Source organism: Mycobacterium sp. NPDC004974 (genome assembly GCF_053600815.1).
The window spans coordinates 406,285-430,890 of sequence record NZ_JBSGAQ010000004.1; the positions used below are offsets into that span (position 1 = coordinate 406,285).

General features: G+C 68.1%; 23 protein-coding genes. 5 read left to right on the top strand and 18 right to left on the bottom strand.

Translation table 11 applies throughout. The features are described from left to right. Nucleotides 1–119: 119 nt before the first annotated feature. Nucleotides 120–536, bottom strand: a complete 417-nt coding sequence (locus tag ACWEFV_RS12840; RefSeq protein WP_450070424.1) for a hypothetical protein — start codon at nucleotides 534–536, stop codon at nucleotides 120–122. On the opposite strand from ACWEFV_RS12840, the gene ACWEFV_RS12845 reads away from it, so the two are divergent. After that, on the top strand, nucleotides 502–1,254 hold the full coding sequence (locus ACWEFV_RS12845; protein WP_450070425.1) for a hypothetical protein: 753 nt from the start codon (nucleotides 502–504) through the stop codon (nucleotides 1,252–1,254). The genes ACWEFV_RS12840 and ACWEFV_RS12845 overlap by 35 nt on opposite strands. 111 nt (nucleotides 1,255–1,365) lie before the next feature. Here the strand turns inward: ACWEFV_RS12845 and groL are convergent, their stop codons facing one another. The 12 genes from groL to pdxR all read right to left on the bottom strand — a co-directional run bounded on the left by groL (nucleotide 1,366) and on the right by pdxR (nucleotide 13,234). After that, nucleotides 1,366–2,985 carry a chaperonin GroEL gene (gene groL, locus ACWEFV_RS12850; protein WP_135453007.1) on the bottom strand — a complete coding sequence of 540 codons (1,620 nt, stop codon included), beginning with the start codon at nucleotides 2,983–2,985 and terminating at the stop codon, nucleotides 1,366–1,368. 96 nt (nucleotides 2,986–3,081) lie between these two features. After that, nucleotides 3,082–3,384 (bottom strand): co-chaperone GroES, encoded by a 303-nt coding sequence (groES, locus tag ACWEFV_RS12855; protein ID WP_036390082.1) that lies wholly within the window; start codon nucleotides 3,382–3,384, stop codon nucleotides 3,082–3,084. 176 nt (nucleotides 3,385–3,560) lie between these two features. After that, nucleotides 3,561–4,001: a nuclear transport factor 2 family protein gene (locus tag ACWEFV_RS12860; protein ID WP_450070426.1), complete on the bottom strand. Its 441-nt coding sequence runs from the start codon at nucleotides 3,999–4,001 to the stop codon at nucleotides 3,561–3,563. Continuing rightward, nucleotides 3,998–5,020: a tRNA (adenosine(37)-N6)-threonylcarbamoyltransferase complex transferase subunit TsaD gene (gene tsaD, locus ACWEFV_RS12865; RefSeq protein WP_450070427.1), complete on the bottom strand. Its 1,023-nt coding sequence runs from the start codon at nucleotides 5,018–5,020 to the stop codon at nucleotides 3,998–4,000. Before tsaD ends, ACWEFV_RS12860 begins: the two co-directional genes overlap by 4 nt. Further along, nucleotides 5,017–5,478: a ribosomal protein S18-alanine N-acetyltransferase gene (gene rimI / locus ACWEFV_RS12870; protein ID WP_135453004.1), complete on the bottom strand. Its 462-nt coding sequence runs from the start codon at nucleotides 5,476–5,478 to the stop codon at nucleotides 5,017–5,019. Before rimI ends, tsaD begins: the two co-directional genes overlap by 4 nt. Continuing rightward, complete coding sequence (tsaB, locus tag ACWEFV_RS12875; RefSeq protein ID WP_135453003.1) at nucleotides 5,475–6,113, bottom strand: tRNA (adenosine(37)-N6)-threonylcarbamoyltransferase complex dimerization subunit type 1 TsaB; 639 nt, start codon at nucleotides 6,111–6,113, stop codon at nucleotides 5,475–5,477. The genes rimI and tsaB overlap by 4 nt, the downstream gene beginning before the upstream one ends. Next, nucleotides 6,110–6,577, bottom strand: coding sequence for a tRNA (adenosine(37)-N6)-threonylcarbamoyltransferase complex ATPase subunit type 1 TsaE (gene tsaE / locus ACWEFV_RS12880; protein ID WP_450070428.1), 468 nt, complete (start codon nucleotides 6,575–6,577; stop codon nucleotides 6,110–6,112). The genes tsaB and tsaE overlap by 4 nt, the downstream gene beginning before the upstream one ends. Then, entirely contained in the window at nucleotides 6,570–7,658 is a 1,089-nt protein-coding gene (locus tag ACWEFV_RS12885) for an alpha/beta fold hydrolase (protein ID WP_450070429.1), read from the bottom strand. The genes tsaE and ACWEFV_RS12885 overlap by 8 nt, the downstream gene beginning before the upstream one ends. Beyond that, the gene (alr, locus tag ACWEFV_RS12890) at nucleotides 7,655–8,824 is read right to left on the bottom strand and encodes an alanine racemase (protein ID WP_135453001.1); all 1,170 of its coding nucleotides are present in this window, start codon (nucleotides 8,822–8,824) and stop codon (nucleotides 7,655–7,657) included. The genes ACWEFV_RS12885 and alr overlap by 4 nt, the downstream gene beginning before the upstream one ends. Before the next feature lie 69 nt (nucleotides 8,825–8,893). Beyond that, on the bottom strand, nucleotides 8,894–10,276 hold the full coding sequence (locus tag ACWEFV_RS12895; RefSeq protein WP_135453000.1) for a glutamate decarboxylase: 1,383 nt from the start codon (nucleotides 10,274–10,276) through the stop codon (nucleotides 8,894–8,896). A gap of 14 nt (nucleotides 10,277–10,290) precedes the next feature. Continuing rightward, nucleotides 10,291–11,703, bottom strand: coding sequence for an NAD(P)H-hydrate dehydratase (locus ACWEFV_RS12900; protein ID WP_450070510.1), 1,413 nt, complete (start codon nucleotides 11,701–11,703; stop codon nucleotides 10,291–10,293). 124 nt (nucleotides 11,704–11,827) lie between these two features. Continuing rightward, nucleotides 11,828–13,234: a MocR-like pyridoxine biosynthesis transcription factor PdxR gene (pdxR, locus tag ACWEFV_RS12905; RefSeq protein ID WP_450070430.1), complete on the bottom strand. Its 1,407-nt coding sequence runs from the start codon at nucleotides 13,232–13,234 to the stop codon at nucleotides 11,828–11,830. A gap of 57 nt (nucleotides 13,235–13,291) precedes the next feature. Between pdxR and ACWEFV_RS12910 the strand changes: the two genes are divergently transcribed. Continuing rightward, entirely contained in the window at nucleotides 13,292–14,200 is a 909-nt protein-coding gene (locus tag ACWEFV_RS12910; RefSeq protein ID WP_450070431.1) for a DMT family transporter, read from the top strand. Here the strand turns inward: ACWEFV_RS12910 and ACWEFV_RS12915 are convergent. After that, nucleotides 14,157–15,236, bottom strand: coding sequence for a zinc-dependent dehydrogenase (locus ACWEFV_RS12915; protein ID WP_450070432.1), 1,080 nt, complete (start codon nucleotides 15,234–15,236; stop codon nucleotides 14,157–14,159). The genes ACWEFV_RS12910 and ACWEFV_RS12915 overlap by 44 nt on opposite strands. Nucleotides 15,237–15,431: 195 nt before the next feature. Between ACWEFV_RS12915 and ACWEFV_RS12920 the strand changes: the two genes are divergently transcribed. Both ACWEFV_RS12920 and ACWEFV_RS12925 read left to right on the top strand, forming a co-directional pair. After that, nucleotides 15,432–17,384 carry a PTS mannitol transporter subunit IICBA gene (locus tag ACWEFV_RS12920; protein ID WP_450070433.1) on the top strand — a complete coding sequence of 651 codons (1,953 nt, stop codon included), beginning with the start codon at nucleotides 15,432–15,434 and terminating at the stop codon, nucleotides 17,382–17,384. A gap of 35 nt (nucleotides 17,385–17,419) precedes the next feature. Continuing rightward, a complete protein-coding gene (locus ACWEFV_RS12925) occupies nucleotides 17,420–18,178 on the top strand; it encodes a DeoR/GlpR family DNA-binding transcription regulator (protein WP_450070434.1) in 759 nt (252 codons plus the stop codon). Between the two features lie 12 nt (nucleotides 18,179–18,190). On the opposite strand, the gene ACWEFV_RS12930 is transcribed toward ACWEFV_RS12925, so the two are convergent. Both ACWEFV_RS12930 and glmS read right to left on the bottom strand, forming a co-directional pair. Continuing rightward, complete coding sequence (locus ACWEFV_RS12930) at nucleotides 18,191–19,111, bottom strand: alpha/beta fold hydrolase (RefSeq protein ID WP_450070435.1); 921 nt, start codon at nucleotides 19,109–19,111, stop codon at nucleotides 18,191–18,193. A gap of 18 nt (nucleotides 19,112–19,129) precedes the next feature. Next, nucleotides 19,130–21,007, bottom strand: a complete 1,878-nt coding sequence (gene glmS, locus ACWEFV_RS12935; protein ID WP_450070436.1) for a glutamine--fructose-6-phosphate transaminase (isomerizing) — start codon at nucleotides 21,005–21,007, stop codon at nucleotides 19,130–19,132. Between the two features lie 142 nt (nucleotides 21,008–21,149). On the opposite strand from glmS, the gene ACWEFV_RS12940 reads away from it, so the two are divergent. Beyond that, entirely contained in the window at nucleotides 21,150–22,001 is an 852-nt protein-coding gene (locus ACWEFV_RS12940; RefSeq protein ID WP_450070437.1) for a dienelactone hydrolase family protein, read from the top strand. Here ACWEFV_RS12940 and ACWEFV_RS12945 read toward each other — a convergent pair. Together ACWEFV_RS12945 and ACWEFV_RS12950 are read right to left on the bottom strand one after the other, a co-directional pair. Further along, the gene (locus tag ACWEFV_RS12945) at nucleotides 21,991–23,130 is read right to left on the bottom strand and encodes a CaiB/BaiF CoA transferase family protein (protein WP_450070438.1); all 1,140 of its coding nucleotides are present in this window, start codon (nucleotides 23,128–23,130) and stop codon (nucleotides 21,991–21,993) included. The genes ACWEFV_RS12940 and ACWEFV_RS12945 overlap by 11 nt on opposite strands. After that, nucleotides 23,127–24,599, bottom strand: a complete 1,473-nt coding sequence (locus ACWEFV_RS12950) for an aldehyde dehydrogenase family protein (RefSeq protein WP_450070439.1) — start codon at nucleotides 24,597–24,599, stop codon at nucleotides 23,127–23,129. Before ACWEFV_RS12950 ends, ACWEFV_RS12945 begins: the two co-directional genes overlap by 4 nt. Nucleotides 24,600–24,606 lie beyond the last annotated feature (7 nt).

Consider the following 24,606-nt stretch of genomic DNA (forward strand, 5'->3'; position numbering starts at 1 on the left):
ACCTCGACAGCGAAGACCGGTACTTCTGCAGATGATCCGGCGACCGCCGCAGAACGTGCCCTCAAGAACACGGGAGTTTCAGGGGCCGGCGCCGACAAACCCACTTCGACCGTCTCCGCTCAGACGAACACATCCTCGGGCACCGCGGAAGCGGCGAGCACCGCGGGCACCGCAGGCACCTCAGGCACCGCGAGCACCGCAGGCACTGCAGGCACCGCGGACGCCAAACTACCGGCGTCACCCGAAACGTCCCGCACGGCCGCAGCCGAACCGACAGCGGCGGTAGCTGTGATTGCGGATCCGTCCCCCACGGCCGGCTCGCAGATCCAGACTCCTTTAGTAGACGAGATCCTGGCCGGCACCGACGCCCCGAGCGAATCTGCCGCCAACTCGACCGCCAACTCGGCTGCCTCCGATGCGACAACGAGCAGTTCGGACACCGCCGAATCTGCGCAGCCGCTGGCTTCGACTTCCTCAGCGACTTCCTCGGCGACTTCTTCAGTGACCGCCTCGGTGACAGCCACGGCAGAGGACACGTCGACACCATCCGTCGGGACCACCAGCACCGCGGCCCCAGCCGCGACGTCGCCGGAGGCTCCCGTCGCGGCACCGACGTTCCGAGAGGCCGTTGTCTACTTCCTGCGGGTACTGGCATCGGCCAAAGATTTCGTCGACGCGATCATGCACCTTCCGGCGGAAATCCGTGCTGCGCTTGGCATTCCGTGGAATACACCAAGTGTCGGCGATTACCACGCACTGATGTCCACCCCAAACGTCGCGCTCTTGAACCTGTTGGTGGTCTCACTCTCACAGGCTGCTTCGGGTCCCGGCAGCAGCCCCCTTGCGGTCCATGGCAGCGGTATCGAGGCGGACGGGGGGATCACACTGCTGACCGCACAGCGGCAGCAACTGGAGCCTGCACCACTCGCGGCTCCTGCGCCCCCGCACCGCTCGGCGCCCACGGTTATCAAGGACACCGTCGCGGCGATTGTGGTGGCGCTGTCGCTATGGTCGATCTTCTATGCGGCATTGCCCGGCCTCGGCGGTTTACTCTCCTTCGGGGCAGCCGGCGTACGGATCGGTTACCGTCAAGCCAACGCCGGGCTCGCCTTGCACACAACTGAAGTGGCACGTTTCCTTCGACCCGGTCCGATCGGTGTCGTACGTACCGGCTCACTCGTTTCCATTCACTCACGCACTACACCTCCCTCCGGCCGCACGACCCAACGGCGTTACCTCAAACCCGCCGCCTAGCGGTGCGGAGGCGGCTCGCATTCGGCCTGACGGGCTAGCCGCGTCGTCCCACCTACAGCGAGACGAAAACACCCCCGGCCCAATAGGACCGGGGGTGTTCCACGTGACTACCTAGTGAGCGTGGCCGTGATGGCCGTGCCCGTGATCTTCTTCCTCGGCAGGCTTGTCCACGACGGCCGTCTCGGTCGTCAGGATCATGCGTGCCACGGATGCGGCGTTGAGCACCGCGGAGCGGGTCACCTTGACCGGATCCACGATGCCCTCGGCGACCAGGTCACCGTAGGTCAGGGTGGCGGCGTTGAAGCCATGCCCGTTGGACTGCTCGCTGACCTTGTTCACCACGACCGAGCCGTCCAGGCCGGCGTTGGTGGCGATCCAGTACAGCGGGGCCGACAGCGCGGAGGAGAACACGTCGACGCCGAGGGCCTCGTCGCCCTTGAGCTCGCCGCGCAGCTTGTCGAGAGCCGAACGAGCCTGCACGAGTGCGGCGCCACCACCGGTGACGATGCCCTCCTCGACGGCAGCCTTGGCCGCCGCGACGGCGTCCTCGACTGCTTCCTTGCGCTTCTTCAGGTCGGTCTCGGTGGCCGCGCCGACCTTGATCACCGCGACACCGCCGGACAGCTTGGCCAGCCGCTCCTGCAGCTTCTCCCGATCCCAGTCGGAATCGGTGGTCTCGATCTCGGCTTTGAGCTGCTTGACCCGGTCGGCGACCGCCTCGGCGGAACCGCCACCGTCGACGATCACGGTGCTGTCCTTGGACACCACCACGCGGCGGGCAGAGCCCAGCACGTCCAGGCCGGCCTCACGCAGCACCAGGCCCACGTCGGGGTTGATGACCTGGCCACCGGTGACGATCGCGAGATCGTCCAGGAACGCCTTGCGACGATCGCCGAAGAACGGCGCCTTGACGGCGACGGCCTTGAGCGTCTTACGGATGGCGTTGACGACCAGTGTGGACAGGGCCTCGCCCTCGACGTCTTCGGCGATGATCAGCAGCGGCTTGCCGGCCTCGGCGACCTTCTCCAGCAGCGGCAGCAGGTCGGGCAGCGAGCTGACCTTGTCGCGGTGCAGCAGCACCACGGCATCCTCGAGCACCGCTTCCTGGGCGTCGAAGTCGTTGACGAAGTAGGCCGAGATGAAGCCCTTGTCGAAGCCGACGCCCTCGGTGACCTCTAGCTCGGTGTTCAGCGTCGAGGACTCCTCGATGGTGACCACACCGTCGTGACCGACCTTGGTCATGGCCTCGCCGACCAGCTCACCGATCTGCTCGTCGCGCGAGGACACCGTGGCGACCTGGGCGATGGCGGTCTTGTCCGACACCGGGGTGGCGGCGGCCAGCAGGGCCTCGGACACCGCGTCGGCGGCCTTGCCGATACCCAGGCCCAGCTCGATCGGGTTGGCACCGGCGGCCACGTTGCGCAGGCCGGCCTTGACCAGGGCCTGTGCCAGCACGGTGGCGGTGGTGGTGCCGTCGCCTGCGACGTCGTTGGTCTTGGTGGCCACCGACTTCACCAGCTGGGCGCCGAGGTTCTCGAACGGATCTTCCAGGTCGATCTCCCGGGCGATCGTGACACCGTCGTTGGTGACCTGCGGGCCACCGAAGGCCTTGGCCAGCACCACGTTCCGACCGCGCGGACCCAGCGTCACCTTGACCGCATCGGCGAGCTTGTCGACGCCGGCCTCCATGGCCCGGCGCGCAGTCTCGTTGAACTCAATCTGCTTGCTCATAAGTCTCTTTCATGACTCCTAACGCATACCGCCCCGGAAACCGCCCGTGCTGAACACGGGGATCTCCGGGGCGGTTACACGAGGTCCTTTACGGAACTACTTTGCAACGACAGCCAGCACGTCGCGTGCCGACAGGATCAGGTACTCCTCGCCGTTGTACTTGATCTCGGTGCCGCCGTACTTGCTGTAGATGACGGTGTCGCCCTCGGCAACGTCCAGGGGGATCCGCTTCTCGCCATCCTCATCCCAGCGGCCGGGGCCAACTGCGACGACGGTGCCTTCCTGCGGCTTTTCCTTGGCGGTGTCCGGGATGACCAGACCGGAAGCGGTCGTGGTCTCGGCCGCGTTGGCCTGAACGAGGATCTTGTCCTCGAGTGGCTTGATGTTGACTGCCACGATGGAAGCCCTCCACTTTTCGGGGTGTGGATCCGGGGGGATCCCCAGATGCCGGTTACCAGGTGTTCGGCAAGCGTCCGTGCCCTTGCTCCGTCGTCGCGGGTGCCGGCGCTGGGTTAGGCCGCATGCCACCTAGCACTCTATACATGCGAGTGCTAGCACTCAAGGGTGGCCTCTGATTACCGGCTGAAAGCGCTCGGATCCATCATGAGGTGGTCAGACACATTCCCGACCATCTCGACGTCGACTTTGCGCTCGATGAAATACCAGCCGTTTTCGTCACGGGCGAACACGTCGGCGTAGCGGCCGACCACGATCGGTTGCAGCGGCACGGTGTCGGTGTTCTGCACGACGCAGAACGTCGAGCGAGCGGCTGCGCGCTCGCCGTCGATGTCGACGATCGGGTTGAGCACCAAATGCCTGGTCCGCGGGGTGTTGCCGTGGTCCGGAAAGCGCCGGGTGCTGGCGGCGAACAACTTGGCGATGGCCGGCGCACCCGCAACCCCCATGAACTCGCCGCGGCCGAGCAGCTCCCCGACCCCGTCGAAGTCGCCGGCGTCGATCAGCTCGGCATAGCGGTACAGCAGCTCGGTGACCTCAAGCTTGTCAGCGACGCTCATGCCACCTGCCCCTTCACCACCGGCAGCCCCGGATCGCTGGCCACATCCAGCGGCGACGGCGCCGCGCCGGCCGCGATCAGGTGCGCGGCGAACGAGGCGATCATCGCGCCGTTGTCGGTGCACAACCGTGGCCGCGGTACCCGCAGCGTCAGGCCGGCCGCCGCACAGCGTTCCTCGGCGAGTTCACGGAGCCGCGAGTTGGCCGCCACCCCGCCCGCGATCAGCAGGGTGGACACTCCGAGGTCGGTGGCCGCACGCACGGCTTTGGCGGTCAGCACGTCGGCGACCGCCTCCTGGAAACCGGCCGCCACGTTGGCCTGCGAGGCATCCGGGTGGGCCTCGACGTAGCGGGCCACCGCGGTCTTGAGGCCGGAGAAGCTGAACACGTACGGGTCGTCCCGCGGTCCGGTCATCCCCCGGGGGAACACGATGGCGTCACGGTCCCCGGTGCGGGCCAGCTCATCGAGCACCCGCCCGCCCGGATAGCCCAGCCCGAGCAGCCGGGCCACCTTGTCGTAGGCCTCCCCGGCGGCGTCGTCGACGGTGCTGCCCAGCTCGATGATCGGCTCCCCCAGCGACCGGACGTGCAGCAGGTGGGTGTGCCCACCCGAGACGAGCAGGCCCACGCTCTCGGGCAGCGGCCCGTGGTCGTACACGTCGGCGGCCAGGTGTCCGCCAAGGTGGTTGACCCCGTAGAACGGGACGTTCCAGCCGGCCGCGTACGCCTTGGCGGCGGCCACCCCGACCAGCAAGGCTCCGGCCAGCCCGGGCCCGATGGTCGCGGCGACGACGTCGGGCCGCTCGATGCCGGCGACGTCGAGAGCCCGGCGCATGGTCGGCCCCAATGCCTCCAGGTGCGCGCGCGAGGCGATCTCGGGAACGACGCCACCGTAGCGGGCGTGCTCGTCGACGCTGGAGGCGACTTCGTCGGCGAGCAGCCGTACGGTCCCGTCCTGCGCCAGGTCGGCGATGCCGACTCCGGTTTCGTCACAAGAACTTTCGATGGCCAGGATGATCACGTCGGGTCCCCCTGGGGAAGGCGTTGCATGGTGTAGGCGTCGGCCCCGCTGACGCGGTAATACCGCTTGCGTAGGCCGATGTTGACGAATCCGGCGCTCTCATACAGCGCGATGGCCGCTTCGTTGTCGGTGCGCACTTCCAGGAAAACCGTGCCGCCCGAGGCGAAGTCGAGCAGATCGTGGAGCAGCCGCCGCCCGATCCCCTGCCCCTGGAAGTCGGGGTCGACGCCGATGGTGTGGATCTCGTACTCGTACGGGCGCATTCGGCCCAGTCGGGAGATACCGGCATAGCCGACCAGCTGCCCGTCGCTGCGGGCCGCGATGTAGCGATTGTGCTTGGCATCGAGTTCGGCCAGGAACGCCCGGGCCGGCCAGGGATCGTCACCGACGAACAGCTTGGCCTCCAGCTCCGCGCACCGCGTGGCATCGGCACTGGTCAGCGCGTCGAATACGGTCATTTCCGCACCGCCACAGAGGGTTTGGCGTCCGGCCTGCGCAGATACAGCGGAACCAGCGGCTGCGGGTCATCCCAATCGGTGACGGCGCGCACCAGGCCCGCAGGCGTCGGATACACCACGTCGAGCCGGGGCAGGGTGAACATTGCGGCGTGCTCGGGTGATCCGGCCACGGTGGCCACTGAGCTCTGCAGTACGGCCGCGACATCGCCGGGCGCGTTGACGGCGGGGCCGTCGACCCGGACCCCGTCGCGGTAGTGCGCCCAGTACACCTCACGCCGCCGCGCATCGGTGACCACCAATACGTCGCCGTCGGTGTGGATTCCGATGGCGTCCAGGCTGCACACCCCGTGCACCGGGACGCCGAGCGCATGACCGAATGCCGCGGCGCTGGCCATCCCCACCCGCAGCCCGGTGAACGGGCCGGGTCCGCACCCGACGACGACGGCGTCGAGATCGGCAACCGTGATCCCGGCATCGGACACGGCGCCCAGCACGTTCGGCGTGAGCTGTTCGGCGTGGGCGCGGGCGTCCACGGTCACACGTTCGGCAAGGGCCTCCACCGTGCCGTCCTCGGCGCGACGGACCACGCCGGCGCTGACCGCCGGGGTCGCGGTGTCGATGGTCAACACGTTCATGGGGCGCTCCACTGCCAGATCACCGTGCGCGTCTCGGTTTCGGTGTCCCGCTCGATCCGGATGTCCAGGTGATGTTCGGAAAGACGTTCAGCCAGACCCTCGCCCCATTCGACGACCACCACGGCGTCGTCCAGGTCCGTGTCGAGGTCGAGTGCGTCGAGTTCCCCCAGCAGGTCGACGCCGGGGTGGTCGAGCAAGCGGTACATGTCCACGTGCACCATCGCCGGACGGCCGGGCTGACGGGCGCGATGCACGCGGGCCAGCACGAACGTCGGCGAGACCACCGGCCCGTCCACATCCATGGCCTGCGCGATGCCCTTGGCCATCACCGTCTTGCCCGCACCCAGCGGGCCCGACAACACCACCACGTCACCGGCCTTGAGCCCCGCGCCCAGCGTCGCGCCCAGGGCAATCGTGTCCTCGGCGGTGGTCAGCTGGGCTGTGCCGGCACTGCGCTCAGCCACGGAACCGGACCCGGTCGCGGACCCGGCGGGTCAGGGTGACCAGTTTGGAGGGCGTGGCCCGCTCCACCAGACGGACCAGTGCGTCGTCGATCACCACGGGCTCCTCAAGCTGGACCAGATGACCCGCTCCCCCGACGATCACCAGTTCGGAGCGGGGTAGCTGTGCGGCCATGGCCTTTGAGTATTCCATTGGGGTGAGCAGGTCACGGTCACCGCAGGCGATCAGTGTCGGCACTTTCGCCAGCACCTGCAGGGCCCCGGCCTCGTCGTGGACCTCGAGGGCATGCAGGAACTCGACCAGCGTGGTGATCGAGGTGCCGTGCATCATCCGCTGGGAGAACTCGACCACGCTGGGGCTGACCGCCTCGTCGCCGTAGGACGCCGCGCGCAGAACCGGCCCGATCACCGACCGGGCCGCACCGCGGGTGCGGTGCACCGCGCCGGGGGCATAGCGGGCCACGAACCGCACCGCCTCCAGGGCCGGGTTACGCAGAATCTCCCCCAACGGCGAGCGGGACACACCTTCGACCGCCGAAGAGATCACCGCGGCGCCGACGATCTGTTTTGGATAGCGGTGCGGGAACTGCCGCGCATGCGACAACACCGTCATGCCACCCATCGAATGACCGACCAGAACCGCGGGTCCGCGTGGAACCGTCACGGCCAGAACGGCTTCCAGATCACGCCCGAGTTGCTCAACGGTGTAGGTGTCCGGTGACGCGGCCCCGGACTGACCGTGGCCCCGCTGGTCGTAGAACACCATCCGCACCTGCGGACCCCACTGTTCGGCCAGCCGGGTGCGCTGAAAGTAGAAGGCCCCCATGCGCAGGCAGAAACCATGAGCGAATACCACCGTCAGCGGTGCGTCGTTGGGGCCGACTTCGCGTACCGCCAGCGGCACCCCGTCGTCGGTCGTCACCACGGAGCTGCGGTCAGCATCGAGGCGTTCGAAATCCTCGCCCAGGTAGGGATCCTCGCCGGCTCTGCGCCGGGTCAGCGACCGCGCCACCGATCTGCCCGCGACCGTACCCACAGCGGTCAGCCCGGCGGCGCCGGCCAGCCACTGCGCATTGCGGCTCAACGCGCGCGACCCGCCTGCAGATACGTGCGGGTGATCCGGCCGCGCGGGCTGGTCACCACCTCATAGTTGATGGTGCCCAGCAGTTCGGCCCAGTCCTGGGCGGTCTGTTCCCCCTGCGTACCGGGGCCGAACAGGATCGCGTCATCGCCTTCGGTGACGTCGGTGGCGCCCGGGCCGAGGTCGACGACGAACTGGTCCATACAGATCCGCCCGACGGCCGGGCAGCGCCGGCCATTGATCAGCACCTCGATCTTCCCGCTCAACGAGCGGAAGATGCCGTCGGCGTAGCCCACCGGCAGCAGGGCCAGGGTGGTGTCCCGGTCGGCGATCCATCGGTGACCGTAGGACACTCCGTCGCCGGCATGCACCGAACGCACCAGCGCGACAGGGCATTTCAATGTCATAGCAGGAATCAGCCCCATGTCGCCACGCTCCGGGATGGGGCTCAGTCCGTAGACCGCGATCCCGGGCCGCACCATGTCGAACGCCAGGTCCGGACGGGTCATCGCCGCCGGCGAATTGGCCAGGTGGGCCAGCTCGAACACCACACCTTGGGCCGCGGCCTGCTCCCGCATCGTGGTGAGCCGCTTGGCCTGCAGATCATTGAACGGATTGTCGGGCTCGTCGCCGTGCACCAGGTGACTCATGATGCCGCGCACCTGGATCGCCCCGGCGGCCTGGGCACGGCCCAGCCCGGCGATCACCTCGGGGAAATCAGCCGGGCTGACACCGTTTCGGCTCAGGCCGGTGTCGACCTTCACCGTGACGGTCGCCGTTCGCCCGGTCTGATGCACGGCCGCCACCACATCGTCGATCTGGCGTACCGAGGACACCGCGATCTGCACATCCGCCTCGAGCGCGGGGGCGAAGTCGGTACCCGGCGGGTGCAGCCAGCACAGCACCGGAGCGGTGATCCCGCCGGCCCGCAGTGCCAACGCCTCGGCGATCGTCACCACCCCGAGTTCGGCGGCCCCGGCCGCCAGGGCGGCCCGGCCCACCTCGACGGCACCGTGCCCGTAGCCGTCGGCCTTGACCACAGCCATCACCCGGGCGCTGCCGGCGTGTTCACGCAGCAGGCGGACGTTGTGGTCGATCGCGGCGAGGTCCACAACTGCCTGCGGGGATGCGTGCGGGGTCAGCGATGTCTGGAGTTCAGTCGTCTGCATGTCATATCACCGCCGACCATTGTCCCAGAGGCACTCATCGGGGCAGATCAGCGGACCGATAGGCCCCGTTTAGTGCGCAAACGGCTGCAGGTCGTTGAATGCTCCGCTCGGCTTCAGCTTGTCGAGTCGCTGAAGCACCGTGATCATGTCGTCCTTGAGCGCCCGGGCCAGGTCCGCGGAGAACCCCTCACGCACCACGACCCGCAGCACCACGACGTCGGTGGCCCCCTCGGGCATGGTGTAGGCCGGCACCTGCCAGCCGAAGGAGCGCAATCCCTCGGACACGTCGAACTCGGTGTAGCCCGGTTTGCCTTTGAGGCGGAAGCTGACGACGGGGATGGCCGATCCATCGGTGATCAGCTCGAAGTGCTCACTGTCACGCAGTTCGTCCCCCAGCCAGCGCGCCGTCTGCGACAGGCATTGCATCACCTGGGTGTATCCGGCCCGGCCGAGCCGAAGGAAGTTGTAGTACTGGCCCACCACCTGATTGCCGGGCCGCGAGAAGTTGAGGGTGAACGTCGGCATGTCGCCGCCGAGGTAGTTGACCCGGAACACCAGGTCCTCCGGCAGGTACTCCTTGCTGCGCCACACCACGAAGCCGATGCCCGGGTAGGTCAGCCCGTACTTGTGGCCGCTGACGTTGATCGACACCACGCGCGGCAACCGGAAATCCCACTCCAGGTCGGGGTGCAGGAACGGGACGACGAATCCGCCGCTCGCGGCGTCGACGTGGACGGGGATGTCCAGGCCCTTGTCTTGAGCGAGCTGGTCCAGCGCCGCGCAGATCTCCGCGATCGGCTCCAACTCCCCGGTGTAAGTGGTGCCCAGGATCCCGATGACGCCGATGGTGTCCTCGTCGACCGCGTCGAGCACCTGCTCCGGGGTGATCACGTAGCGCCCCTCCTCCATCGGCAGGTAGCGAGGCTCGACGTCGAAGTAGCGGCAGAACTTCTCCCACACCACCTGGACATTGGAGCCCATCACCAGGTTCGGGGTGCGCCCCTTCCAATCCTTACCGACCTTCTCGCGCCACCGCCATTTCATGGCCAGGCCGCCCAGCATCACCGCCTCGCTGGAGCCGATGGTGGAGACGCCGCACGCGGCCGACGAATCCTCGTCGCTCAGGTCTTCGGCGTGGAACAGTTCGGCGACCATGCTCACGCAGCGCGCTTCGATCGCGGCGGTGGCCGGGTACTCGTCCTTGTCGATCATGTTCTTGTCGAACGTCTCGGCCATGAGCTTCTCGGCCTCGGGGTCCATCCAGGTCGTGACGAACGTCGCGAGGTTCAACCGGGAGCTGCCGTCGAGCATCAGCTCGTCGTGGATGAAGCGGTACGCCGCACCGGGTTCCATCGCGTCATCGGGCAGACGCAACGACGGAACCGGGGCCATCGCCAACCTGCCGGTATACGCCGGTGAGATGTGCGGGGTGCGAGGGTGCTTGTGCGGCATGGAGATCCTTTTCGTTACAGCGCCGCGATTGCGGCGCGGACATGGGCGAGGATGCGTGACGCCGACGTCGGCGCCGGGTTGGGACCGGGATCGGCCGCCGACAGGTTGGCGGCACGGGCATGGACGAAGGCTGCCGCGGCTGCGGCCTCGCCGGCGGGCAGTCCGGCGGCCAGCAGGGCGCCGATGATTCCGGACAGCACATCGCCGGATCCGGCTGTGGCGGCCCAGGATTGGCCCGCCGGGTTGAGATATGTCGTTCCCCCAGGCGAGGCGATGACGGTGACGTTGCCCTTGAGCAGCACGGTGGCGCCGAGTCGCTCGGCCAGGGCGCGGGTGGCGGCGACACGATCGGCGCCGGGTGGATCACCGGCCAACCGCTGGAATTCGCCGGCGTGCGGGGTGAGCACAGTGGGTGCGCCGCGCCCGGCGAGCGGGCCGGGATCGGCGGCCAGCAGCGTGAGAGCGTCGGCGTCGACGATCACCGGCAGGTCGGATTCGAGCGCGAACCGCAGCGCAGCCTTCGCCGTGTCATCGGTGCCCAGCCCGGGCCCGACCACCCACGCCTGGACCCGGCCGGTCTCCTGCGGGCTGGGCGCGGCGATCACCTCGGGCCAATGTGAAAGCACCTGCGGTGCAGCACTTCCCGCATAGCGGACCATACCGGAGGTCGCGGCCACCGCGGCGCCGGTGCTCAGAACGGCTGCACCGGGATAGGTCGCCGAACCGGACAGCACACCCGTCACCCCTTGGGTGTACTTGTCGTCGTGCGGGCCCGGGATCGGCCAGTGGGCCCGTACATCGGCCACCTCGAACCCGGCCAGGTCGGTCGGCGCCAGGTCCAGGCCGATGTCGATGAGTTCGACGCGGCCGCATTCCCCAAGTGCGTGTACGGGTTTGAGACCGCCGAACGTGACGGTCAGCGCGGCACGCACATGTGGGCCTTCGGCGGCTCCGGTCTGTACGTCGAGCCCGCTGGGGATGTCGACGGCGACGACGGGGGCGGTGTTGGCCTCGAATACCGCCGCGGCGTTGGGGCGCAATGGGCCGCGCCCGGAGATGCCGACTACTCCGTCGATCACCAGATCGGTTGCTGCGGCGATGCGGGAAACCACGCGGCCGCCGGCCCGCCGGAACGCCGCCAAGGCTTTCGCGTGAGTTTTGTCCGGATTGAGCAGGACGGCATCGGCGGCCGCTCCGCGACGGCGCAGGTACGTCGCCGCCCACAGGGCGTCACCGCCGTTGTCGCCGGAGCCCACCACCGCACAGATCCGCCGGCCCGCAACACCACCGGTCCGCAGCTTCAGTTCGGTGGCGATCGCCGTCGCCAGCCCATAGGCGGCACGGCTCATCAGCACACCGTCGGGCAGCGATGCCAGCAGTGGGGCCTCGGCGGCACGGATCGCATCGGCCGAGTAGTAGTACCGCATCAGCTCCCGTTCCACTCGAGATGTGTTCGACTTTGCCGCGCGCCAACAGGTTACGTGTGTTTGCTCGGGACGTCACCGAAAGTGACGCTATGGCTGCTGCCGACGCGCAGGAACGACCGTTGCGTCACTTTCGCGCGATCCGCGCGATGGTGGCTGCGGCTTCGCGTAACCGGTCCGGTGGATGCGAGGCGTACCCGAGCACCAGCCCGGGCGGTCCGGGCAGCCGCCGGTGCCAGGACACGGGATGCGCGAGGACACCGGCTGCACGCAGATCGTCGGCCAGTGCGACGTCATCGATGCCCTCGGGCAGCGTGACGAGCAGGTGCAGGCCGGCGGCGACACCGCTCACCTTCGCGGTGGGCATCGCGACCGACAACACGTCCAGCAGCGCATCGCGCCGGGCCCGGTGCCGTGCGCGCACCAGCCGGACATGCCGGTCGTACTCACCTGATTCCAGTAGCCGGGCGAGCACCAGCTGCGGCAGGGTCGGGCTGCCGAGGTCGGTGGCATGCTTGGCGGCCACCAGGTCCGGATGGCGCCGCGGGGGCGCGACCACCCAGCCCAGACGCAGCGCGGGTGCCAGGCTCTTCGAGGTGCTGCCGGCATACGCGATGCGATCGGGCGCCGACGGGTGCAAGGCCGGCACGGGTGCCCGGTCATAGCGATATTCGGCGTCGTAGTCGTCTTCGATGATCAGCTCCCCGTCCCACTCGAGCAGCTCCCGGCGCCGATGCGGGCCGAGCACCACGCCCGTCGGGAACTGATGCGCCGGGGTCAGGAAGACGGTGGGTGCGCCGGTGGCGGCCAGCTCCGTGACGACGATGCCGTCGTCGTCGACGGGGACGGGAACCGGGCGCAGACCCCAGTACTCGAGTTCGTCGACGGCTCCGCGCGAACCGGGATCTTCGACGGCGATCGTGTCGAGGCCTTCGCCATGCAACTGCTGCGCGAGCAATGCGACGGCCTGGGCGACACCCGCGACCACCAGGATGTCGTCGGGTTCGATCCGCAGCCCACGGGCCCGGCCCAGCCACGGGGCGAGCGCCGCCCGCAACCGCGGATGGCCGTGCGGATCTCCGTAGCCGAGGTCTTCCGGCGAGGTCTCGGCCAGCACCGCGCGCTCGGCGCGCAACCAGGTGCCGCGCGGGAATGCCGACAGGTCGGGCACCCCCGGCGAGAGATCGATTCCTTCGCCGACCGGCAAACGGGGCCGCGGCAGCCGTGCCACCGCCGGCGCCCCAACGCCTGCCCGGGGCGGCCGGACCGGCTGCGTGAGTACGTGGGTGCCACCGCCCGCATGCCCGCTGACCAGACCTTCGTCGGCAAGGCGCCGATAGGCCTCGACAACCACACCGCGTGACACCGCGAGTTCGCCGGCCAGCACCCGGGTCGCCGGGAACCGGGTGCCTGGGACGAGCCTCCCGTCTGCGATCGCGGTGCGCAGCGCATCCGCGAGCCAGTCGGTGAGTCCGCGGGTCGGGGCGGACGCCGGGTCGAGCTGCAGAAAGTCTGCGCCTGCAACTTGGTCCATGACAGATATCCAAACTTGGTTCTACTTGTTGGACCATATTGGCGCCAGCATGGGAGCATGTCCAGCTCCACCCGCGCCGGCCCGTCCGGCGCACTCGGCATGACGTTCGTCGGCGGCAGCGTGGCGGTCTCAGGTGCACTCGCCGATGCGCCTCTGCACACCGCGCAGGCACTGCGCTACGCCATTGCCTGCGCGCTGCTGCTCGCATGGGTCCGATTCACCGGCCAACCCCTGCGCCGCCCCCGAGGCACCGAGTGGCTCTGGCTGATGGGGGTCACCGTCACCGGCCTGGTGCTGTTCAACCTCGCCCTGGTGCGTGGATCTCAGCACGCCGAACCGGCAGTACTGGCAGTGGCAGTGGCGTGTGTACCGGTGGCACTGGCGACGGTGGGGCCACTGCTGGAAGGCCACCAGCCGCGAAGGCGGGTGTTGGCCGCGGCTGTCGTGGTCAGCATCGGGGCGGTCGCCGTCGAAGGACTGGGCCGCGCCGATACCATCGGACTCCTCTGGGCCGTAGTCGTTTTCGGCTGTGAAGCCGGCTTCACACTGCTGGCGGTGCCGGTACTCGGCTCACACGGGCCTGCGGGAATATCGGTGCACACCACCTGGATGGCCGCCGCGATGCTCGGCGTGCTCGCGCTGAGCGCCGAAGGGTGGAGAGCAGCAAGCAATTTCGACACGGGCCAGATTCTGGCCATCGGTTATCTGGCCGTCTGCGTGACGGCGGTCGCCTTCATCCTCTGGTACACCTGCGTGCGGCAGCTGGGCGCCGGGCGGGCCGGCCTGCTCACGGGAGTGGCGCCGGTGGCCGCCGCCGTGATCGGGATGCCCGTCACCGGGGCGATTCCCGGCACGGCGGTTTGGGCCGGGATCGGCCTGATCGCGTGCGGGCTGGCGCTGGGCTTCAGCGAGGACCGCGCCGTCAGACCGCTGCCGTCGCAGCGGCAGGCTCGACCGTCACCTTGATGGCCTCACCGTTCTGCACGATCGAGAACGCGTCGAGCACATCGTCGAGCGGGATGTGGCGCGTGATGAGGTCCTTCACCGGCACCTGACCGGTCGAGATGTACTGCAGCGCACGCTTGTTGTGCTCCGGCGCGGAGCCGTTGGCGCCGTGGATGTGTAACTGCCGGTAGTGCACCACATTCGAATCACAGGTGATGGTCGGGTTGGTCTTGGGCAGTCCACCGAAGAAAGAGATGCGCCCGTTGCGGGCCGCCATGGCGATGGCCTGCTCCTGGGTGATGTTGGCCGCGGTGGCGGTGATGACGATGTCCGCGCCGCGGCCGCCGGTCAGTTCCATCACCTTCTCTACGACGTCGACCTCCGCCGCGTTGATCACCTCATCGGGACGCACGGCGTCGGCCGAGATCTTGAGCCGGCCTTCGTTCACGTCGACGAGATAGACCGGGCCGCAGCTGTGCACACCGCGCGCGATGCGGATGTGCATACAGCCGATGGGGCCGGCGCCGAACACCACGACGGTGTCGCCTTCTTCGATACCGAGCAGATCCTGCGCGTTGATCGCGCACGCGAACGGTTCGGCCGCCGACGCCTCGTCGTAACCGACGTTGTCCGGAATCCGGTTCAGCCCATCGACTTTGATTACCTGGCGCGGAACGATCATGTACTCGGCGAACCCACCGTCGTACTGGTAGCCCATCGATGTCTGGTTCTGGCACACAGCCATCCAGCCCTTGCGGCACTCGTGGCATTCCCCGCACGGGACCGCCGCGATCACCTGAACCCGGTCACCCTCGGCCCAATCGGTGCCATAGGTGGAATTCACGTCGGCACCCACCTCCACGATGTCACCGGCGATCTCATGGCCGATGGTGCGCGGTGGGGTCAGGTTCTGGTGCCCGTTGTGCAGGATCTTGACGTCGGTGCCGCAGGTGGAGCAGTTGCGAACCCGGATCTTCACCTCATCTGGGCCGCATTGGGGCTCGGGCACATCCTCCAACCGGACGTCCTCGGGGGCGTAGTAACGCAGGGCTTTCATGGCGGTCCTCTCGACTCACACAGGGACTGGCGATAACCGGTTCGGTATCAGCACCCTAACTCCGATGCGGTCATAAAACCACATTTTAGTCTGCCCATTTACGCCCGATTGCTTGCATTAGTGCCCACTTGTGCGGTGTACTGAGGTGCATGTGACCGGCGTCACCCAGCAGCCGGCAAGATCGGAGGTCGTCAGATGTCCACTGTCGAAGCGCCACGCACCGGAGTCCGGGTGCACGTGCAGAAGCTGGGTACCTCGCTGTCGAACATGGTGATGCCGAACATCGGCGCCTTCATCGCCTGGGGCCTGATCACGGCCCTTTTCATCGAGCAGGGCTGGCTGCAGGCCATCTTCTCCGGACTCAAGGACCCCGACGGATGGGTGGCCAGAATCGGCGGCTGGGGCAGCTACGACGGCGCCGGCATCGTCGGCCCGATGATCACCTACCTGCTCCCGGTCCTGATCGGGTACACCGGTGGCCGGATGATCCACGGCAACCGCGGCGCCGTCGTCGGGGCGATCGCCACCATGGGGGTGGTCGCCGGCGCGGATGTCCCGATGTTCATGGGCGCGATGATCATGGGGCCACTGGGCGGCTGGGCGATGAAGAAGGCCGACGCGCTCTGGGAAGGCAAGATCCGGCCCGGCTTCGAGATGCTCGTCGACAACTTCTCCGCGGGCATCCTCGGCATGCTGCTGGCCATCCTCGGCTTCTTCGGGGTGGGACCGATCGTGTCATCGTTCACCCGTGCCGCCGGAAACGCGGTGGACTTCCTGGTCAGCAACGACCTGCTGCCCCTGACCTCACTGCTCATCGAACCGGCGAAGGTGCTGTTCCTCAACAACGCCATCAACCACGGGGTGCTGACACCGCTGGGCACCACCCAGGCGCTGGAGACCGGCAAGTCGATCCTGTTCCTGCTCGAGACCAATCCCGGTCCCGGGCTGGGAGTCCTGTTGGCGTTCATGGTGTTCGGCCGCGGCGTCGCCCGCGCCTCGGCGCCGGGCGCCGCGATCATCCAGTTCTTCGGCGGTATCCACGAGATCTACTTCCCGTACGTGCTGATGAAGCCCAAGCTGATCGCCGCCACCGTCCTCGGCGGCATGACCGGCGTCTTCATCAACGTGCTGTTCGGTTCCGGGTTGCGCGCGCCGGCCGCGCCCGGTTCGATCATCGCGATCTACGCGCAGACCGCCGGCGGCAGCTTCCTCGGAGTGACGTTGTCGGTGCTCGGGGCCACGGCCGTCTCGTTCGCCGTCGCCTCACTGCTGCTCAAGACCGACCGTGCCGGCGACGAACCTGATCTGGCTGCGGCGACCGCCGAGATGGAGGCACTCAAGGGCAAGAAGTCCAGCGTGGCCTCCGCCCTGGTCGGCACGCCCCGGGGTCCGGTGACCAGCATCGTATTCGCCTGTGACGCCGGTATGGGCTCCTCGGCGATGGGTGCGTCGGTGCTGCGCAAGAAGATCCGTTCCGCAGGATTCGGCGACATCACCGTGACCAACCAATCGATCGCGAACCTCACCGACACGTACAACCTGGTGGTGACCCACCGCGACCTGACCGACCGGGCCCGCCTGAAAACCGCTTCGGCCGTTCATGTCTCGGTGGAGGACTTCATGAGTTCACCCCGCTACGACGAGATCGTCGAGATGCTCGGTGACACGAACTCTGCCGGCGGCGCAGCGGTTGCCGAGGAACAGCGCGTGAGCAAAGCAGACGACGTGTTGCCCCTCGATTCGATCGTGCTGGCCGGCACCGCCACTTCGGCGGACGCCGCCATCGACGAGGCCGGTGCCCTGTTGGTCGCGGCGGATGCCGTCGAGCCGGCCTACGTGGATGCCATGCATGAGCGTGAGAAGTCGGTGTCGACCTACATGGGCAACGGTCTGGCCATCCCGCACGGCACCAACGAGGCCAAGACCGCGATCCGCCGCACGGGGATCTCGTTCGTGCGCTACCCCGAACCGATCGACTGGAACGGCAAGCCCGCTGAGTTCGTCGTCGGCATCGCGGGATTGGGCAACGACCACATGGCACTGCTGACCAAGATCGCGCACGTCTTCCTCGACAAGGACGAGGTGGCCCGGCTGCGGGCGGCGACCAGCGCCGACGACGTGCGCGCAGTGCTTTCCGACAGCAAATAACCGACGCCACACCCGGGTGCCCCAGAATGGCAAGCGTGGATTCAGATACCCGCCAGAGTCGCATCGTCGAGTTCGCGCGCAGCCGGGGCCGCGTCGATGTACTGACGCTGGCCGAGGAACTCGACGTCGCGGCCGAGACCATTCGCCGCGACCTCAAGGCGCTGGCCGGGAGACGACTGCTCAAACGTGTACACGGCGGCGCGATCCCACTGGAGACCGCAGCGTTCGAATCCACCGTCGAATACCGCAGCCAGGTGGATCTGGCCCAGAAGCACCGCATCGCTGCCGCGGCGGCACGCCTGTTGCACGGCGCCGAAACCGTCTACCTGGATGAGGGTTTCACGCCACGGCTGATCGCCGAACAGCTCGCCGATCAAGAACTGACCGTGGTGACATCATCGCTGCTGGCCGCCGAAGCGCTGGCGCACAGCGAGACCGTCACCGTCCTGATGATCGGCGGGCGAATGCGGGGACGCACCCTGGCCACCGTCGACCAGTGGGCGGTAGAGCGACTGAGCAGCCTGGTAATCGATATCGCCTTCCTGGGCACCAACGGGATCACTGTCGAGCATGGCCTCACCACACCGGATCCTGCGGTGGCAGCGGTGAAGCAGACGGCGGTGAAGGTCGCGCAACGGTGTGTACTGGTGGCGGCGCATTCCAAGTTCGGGGAGACGAGTTTCTGCCGGTTCGCGCACGTCTCCGAGATTGAGTCGATCGTCACCGGCACCGAGCTGCCCGCTGAGGAAGCACAGCGCTATGAAGCCCTGGGGCCGTCGGTGATCCGGGCCTGAGGACCCAGAGGTTCACACCTCGTCCCAGAACCGCCCCGCACGTTGTGCGATCTCGTCCGGGTATTCACCGTTGACGGCATGAGATGCATCGACCCAGAGCTCAACTTCCCCGCGCGCCAGCAGCTCTCGCGCCCGGGTGACGGCGCGCTCCGGGTCGAGCATGACACTGCGGCCCGCGATCAACGCCAGCACCGGCACGTCGAGACTCCGCAGTTGCTCATCGCTGAACAGTCTCGGCATCGGTGTGCGCAGCGTGAAATCCTTTGCCCCGGCATCGATCAGCGCGGATTCGAGCTCGGCGGCCTCCATGTCGGAGCCGCCGGCTATCCAGCTGTGCACCCGCCGGCGCCAGCTCTCCGGAACACCCGGCGCGAAGAGTGCCACCGAGGCGAGCATCGCCTTGGCCGGAATGCCGGTGAAGGTGAACACCGGATCGAGCAGCGTCAGCGACGCGATCCGCCGAGGCCGGTGCACTGCAGAGTTCGCGGCCGTCCAGCCGCCTATCGACACCCCGAGCAGATGCGCCAGATCCAGCCCGAGACCCGCCAGCGCCTCATCGAGCCACTGCGCCTGATCGGCGGCGCCACGAATCGCCTTGTGCTGCACCGAGAGGCCTGCCTCGCCCAACAGGTCGATGCCATACACCGTGCGCCGTTGCAGTAACGGCCCGAGGTTGGCCTGGTACATCGGCGTCGACGCGTTGCGGCCCGGCAGCAGCACCACCGGCGCACCTGAGTCCGGCCCCGCGAACCGGTAGGCCCGTACCGTTCCGAACGAGGTTGGCACGTCGAACAATTCGAACGGCGGCAGGGCCGCCATCCCGGCCCGGTAGGTGCCCAGGAAGTGCTCGAACGCCGCGTCGGAGACGAAGGCCCCCAACCCGTCCCGGGCCCAGCGTCGGGCGACGTTGACCTTGGGAACCCGCAGATCCATCAGACCTCGGCGCCGGCGCTACTCGACGGTGACGGACTTGGCCAGGTTGCGCGGCTTGTCGACGTCGTAACCCCGAGCCCGGGCCACCCCGGCCGCGAACACCTGCAGCGGGATGGTCGACAGCAACGGCTGGAAAAGCGTTGACACCGCCGGGATCTCGATCAGGTGGTCGGCGTAGGGCCGCACCGTGTCGTCGCCTTCCTCGGCGATGACGATGGTGACCGCGCCGCGCGCCTGGATCTCCCGGATGTTCGAGAGCAGCTTGGCGTGCAGCATCTGCGCGTTCTTGGGCGACGGCATCACCACGATGACCGGCAGGTCCTCGTCGATCAGGGCAATCGGACCGTGCTTGAGCTCACCGGCGGCGAAGCCCTCGGCGTGCATGTAGGCCAGCTCCTTGAGCTTGAGCGCGCCTTCCAATGCCACCGGGTAGCCGACGTGCCGCCCCAGGAACAGGATCGTGGGCGACGTCGCGAACCGCTGTGCCAGCTGGAACACCGGCTCGATCCCGGACAGCACCCGGCTGACCAGGTCCGGCATGGCTTCCAGCTCGCTGTACTCGCGCTCGACCTCGTCGGGGTACTTGGTCCCGCGGGCCTGCGCCAGGGCCAGGCCCACCAGGTAGTTCGCGGCGATCTGGGCCAGGAACGTCTTGGTGGCGGCCACGCCGATCTCCGGCCCGGCCCGGGTGTAGAGCACCGCGTCGGCCTCGCGCGGGATCTGGCTGCCGTTGGTGTTGCAGATCGCCAGTACCTTGGCCTTCTGCGTCTTGGCGTGCCGCACCGCCTCCAGCGTGTCGGCGGTCTCGCCGGACTGCGAGATGGCGATCACCAAGGTGCTGCGGTCCAGCACCGGGTCGCGGTACCGGAACTCGCTGGCGAGCTCGACCTCGACCGGCAGCCGGGTCCAGTGCTCGATGGCGTATTTGGCCAGCAGGCCGGAGTGGTACGCGGTGCCGCACGCGACGATGAAGACCTTGTCGATCTCGCGCAGTTCCTGATCGGAAAGGCGCTGCTCGTCGAGCACGATGCGACCGTCGACGAAATGCCCCAGCAGGGTGTCGGCCACCGCCGCGGGCTGCTCGGCGATCTCCTTGAGCATGAAGTAGTCGTAGCCACCCTTTTCGGCGGCGTCGAGATCCCAGTCGATGTGGAATTCCCGGTAGTCCCGGCCGGCCTGCAGGTCGTCCCGGCCGAAGAAGTCGGTGATCCGGTAGCCGTCGGCGGTCAGCACCACCGCCTGGTCCTGGCCGAGCTCCACGGCGTTCCGGGTGTGCTCGATGAACGCCGCCACGTCGGAGCCGACGAACATCTCGCCCTCACCGACGCCGACGACGAGCGGGGTGGACCGGCGAGCGGCCACGATCGTGCCCGGATCGTCGGCGCTGGCGAACACCAGGGTGAAGTGGCCTTCCAGGCGCTGCAGTACGGCCAGGACGGACGCCGGGAAGTCTCCGGCGGTGTCGCCGTTGGCGTACTGACGGGCCACCAGGTGCACGGCCACCTCGGAGTCGGTGTCGCTGGCGAACTCGACCCCGTCGGCTTCCAGCTCGGCACGCAGGCCGGCGAAGTTCTCGATGATGCCGTTGTGGACGACGGCGATCTTGCCTGCCGCGTCGCGGTGCGGGTGCGCGTTGCGGTCGGTGGGCCGGCCGTGGGTGGCCCACCGGGTGTGGCCGAGGCCGGTGGTGCCGGTCAGCACGCCGTCATCGGTCTCGGCGAGGGTGGACTCCAGGTTGGCCAGGCGGCCGGCGCGGCGACGCACCGTCAACCCGCCGTTGCCGTCGATCAGCGCGATTCCCGCGGAGTCGTAACCCCGGTATTCCATCCGGCGCAGCGCGTCGACCACGATGCCGCGGGCCGGGCGCGCCCCGACGTAGCCGACGATTCCACACATAGGGTCCCAGGGTAGTGCAGACGGAGCCGTGGCCCGATTCTGCGCGACGGCGTTTGACGCATATCACCGCGAAAGCACCCGGGCGCGCCTCAGGCTCAATTGGCGCTCACGCGCCGCGGCGGCCCTGCGCTACGGTCAACGCGTGGCCAGCACAAAGAAGCTCTTCGCAGGGTTGACCCGCCGCGGACCGCATCGGGTTCTGCGCGGTGACCTGGCGTTCGCCGGCATGCCGGGAGTGGTGTACACGCCGGAGTCCGGCCTGAATCTGCCCGGTGTGGTGTTCGGCCACGAGTGGATGACTCAGGCGGACAACTACACGCGCACGTTGGAGCACCTGGCCTCCTGGGGCATCGTGGCGGCGGCACCCAACACCGAGACGGGGTTGGCTCCGTCGGTGCTCAATTTCGCCTTCGACCTGGGCGCGGCCCTCGAAATCATCACCGGGGTGCGGCTGGGGACGGGCAAGATCAGCGTGCACCCGGGCAAGCGCGGTGTGGTCGGGCACGGTTTCGGCGGGTCCGCCGCCGTGTTCGCCGCCGCGGGCATGGGAGGCGACCCGCACCGCCCGAAGGCCGTGGTGTCGCTGTTCCCGACGGTGACCAAGCCGCCGGCCGAACAACCGGCGTCGACGCTGAAGGTGCCCGGCCTGGTCCTGACCGCCCCCGGCGACCCGATGACGCTGCGCTCGAACGCCGTGGAGCTGGCGCGGGCCTGGGAGGGCGCGACGCTGCGGACTGTGAGCAAGGCGCAGGCCGGTGGCCTGGTCGAGGGTCGTCGACTGGCCCGGTTCATCGGGCTGCCCGGCGCCGACCGGGACACCCAGAAGATCGTTCGCGGCCTGCTCACCGGGTATCTGCTGGCCACGTTGGCCGGCGACAAGACCTACCGCGACTTCGCCGACCCCGAGGGCGACCTGCCGCACACGGAACCCGCCGACCCGAACGCCGATCCGGTCGCCCTTGAGGACAAGGTCGTCGCGCTGCTCAAGCCGTGATGCCGGCGGGGTCGCCGAGCAGGTGCTCTCCCAGTCGGGGCGGTGCACTGCGGTATTGCACCGGCGTCGCCGACAGCGACACGGGGTTGGCGACCTGAGGGGTGCTGCTCCCGGGAACCGGGACGGTCACGGCCAAGCCCAGCTTCTCGGCGAAGGTGAACGCCTCGGCCATGTCGTTGATGGGCCCGGCTGGCACCCCCACAGCAGTCAGCACCGAGTACCAGTGATCGGCGCTGTGATTGCTGAACTCGGCCTCCAACAGAGCACACAGCTCATCTCGGTGACGCACGCGTAGCGCGTTCGAGGTGAATCGTCCGTCGTCGGCGAGCGCTTCGAGCCCGAGGGCCGTGACCAATAGCCGGAACTGCTTGTCGTTGCCGACCGCCAGCGCGATGGGCCGATCCGCGGTGTTGAAGGTTTGATAGGGCGCGATGCTCGGGTGGCGATTTCCCATGATCGTCGGGACGCTGCCGGCGCCCAGGAATCCCGAGGCCTGGTTGACCATGGAGGACAACAGCACTGACAGCAGGTTGGTGTCGACGCGCTGTCCGATCCCGGTGCGGTCGCGGTGCGCCAGCGCCGCCAGGATGCCCGTGACGGCATGCAGGCCGGCCAGTACGTCGACCAGTGCCACGCCGGCCTTGGTCGGATCGCCCGGTTCGGTTCCGGTGACGCTCATCAACCCGCCGACCGCCTGCACCAGCAGGTCATAGCCCGGCAGTTCGGCGCCGCCGTCACGGCCGAATCCGGTGATGGAGCAGTAGATGAGATCGGGACGGATCGCGCGCAGGTCCTCGTAGCCCAGCCCGAGTTTCTCCATGGTACCAGGCCGGAAGTTCTCCACCACGATGTCGGCGCCGGCCACCAGGGATCGGGCGCGCTCCCGGTCGTCCGGGTCGGTCAGATCCAGCACGACCGACCGCTTGTTGCGGTTGACGGAATTGAAATACGTTGCCACGCCTGATGAATCGTACGGCGGCCCCCACTCGCGGGTGTCGTCCCCGACGCCGGGCCGCTCAATTTTGATGACGTCCGCACCGAAGTCGCCGAGCATCATGGTCGCGTACGGGCCGGCGAGTACACGACTGAAGTCGACAACGGCGATTCCGTCGAGCGCACCGGCGATCATGAGCGCGGCGCCCCGCCGCGCAGGTACACCGTGGTGGTGTGGGTGAAGAATTCGCGGGCCGCCGATCCCTGTTCCTTGGGCCCAAGCCCGCTCTTCTTGGCGCCACCGAACGGCACGTGCGGATCAGCCCCGGCCGATTCGGAGTTGACATGCAGGACCCCGACGTCGATGTGTTCGACCGCCTGCAGCGCCCGGGTCAGGTCCTGGGTGAAAACGGCTGCCGAGAGGCCGAATTCGCTGTCATTGGCGAGCGCGAACGCTTCCTCGGCGTCGTCGGCGCGGCGCACCGCGAGAACTGGGCCGAACAACTCATCGGTCCACAGGTCGGCAGGCTGGTCGCCGAGTTCGATGATCGTCGGCGCGATGAAGTAGCCGCGAGCCCGCATTTCGTCGGCATACGCCCGCCCGCCGGCCAGGACCGTCGCTCCCTGGGTCCGCGCGGTTTCGATGCCCGTCGTGATCGTCTTGTACGCCGACTCGCTGACGACCGGCCCCATCTGGGTGGCCTCATCAACCGGGTCGCCCACGACGAGTGCCCCGGCACGGTCAGCGAGCATGTCGAGGAAGCGGTCGGCGACTTTCTCAGTGAGGATCAATCGGGATGTGGCCGTGCACTTTTGACCGGTCGAACGGAACGCACCCAGCATCACCTGCTCGACCGCCAGGTCCAGATCTGCATCGTCGAGCACTACGGCGGCGTTCTTACCGCCCATCTCGGCTTGTGCCGGCACCCCGCGGGCGGCAGCCATGCTCGCGATACGCCGCCCGATGCCGGTCGATCCGGTGAAAGTGACAGCATCGACGTCGGGATGGTTGACGATCCCGTCGCCGATGGCCGAGCCGCCGATGAGCAAATTGAGCACACCCGCCGGCAGACCTGCGGTGTCGAGCGCACTTGCCAGGTGCATCGCGAGCAGCGGCACGGTGCTGGCGGGCTTCCACACCACGGTGTTGCCGTAGATCAGCGCGGGCGCGATCTTCCACGCCGGGATGGCAATTGGGAAGTTGAACGGGGTGATGACCCCGACGACGCCAACCGGCTTGCGGGTGACCAGGATCTGTTCACCGGCACGCGGGGAGGCATAGATCTCGCCGGCCTGACGATCCCCCTCGTTGCCGTAGTAGCGGAGAATCTGGGCAGCACGGCGCACTTCACCGACGCCTTCGGCCAGCGTCTTGCCTTCTTCAACCGACAGGTCGCGGCCCCACTCGCCGGCGTTGTCGTCGAGGATCTCGGCCGCGGCCAGCAGCACGCCACCGCGCGCGGCCATCGGGGTGGCCGCCCACGCGCGAACCGAGTCGCCGGCCGCGGCCACCGCCGCCTCGAGATGGTCCGCGCTCGCGGCCCCACCTTCGGCGACGACCGACTGTGGCCGCGAAGGATCGACACTACGGACCCCGTCGCCCTCGCCGGAAATCCACTGCCCGGCAATGAGGTGCTGCAGTCGTGCAGGTGTGTGCGTGGTCATCCGATTG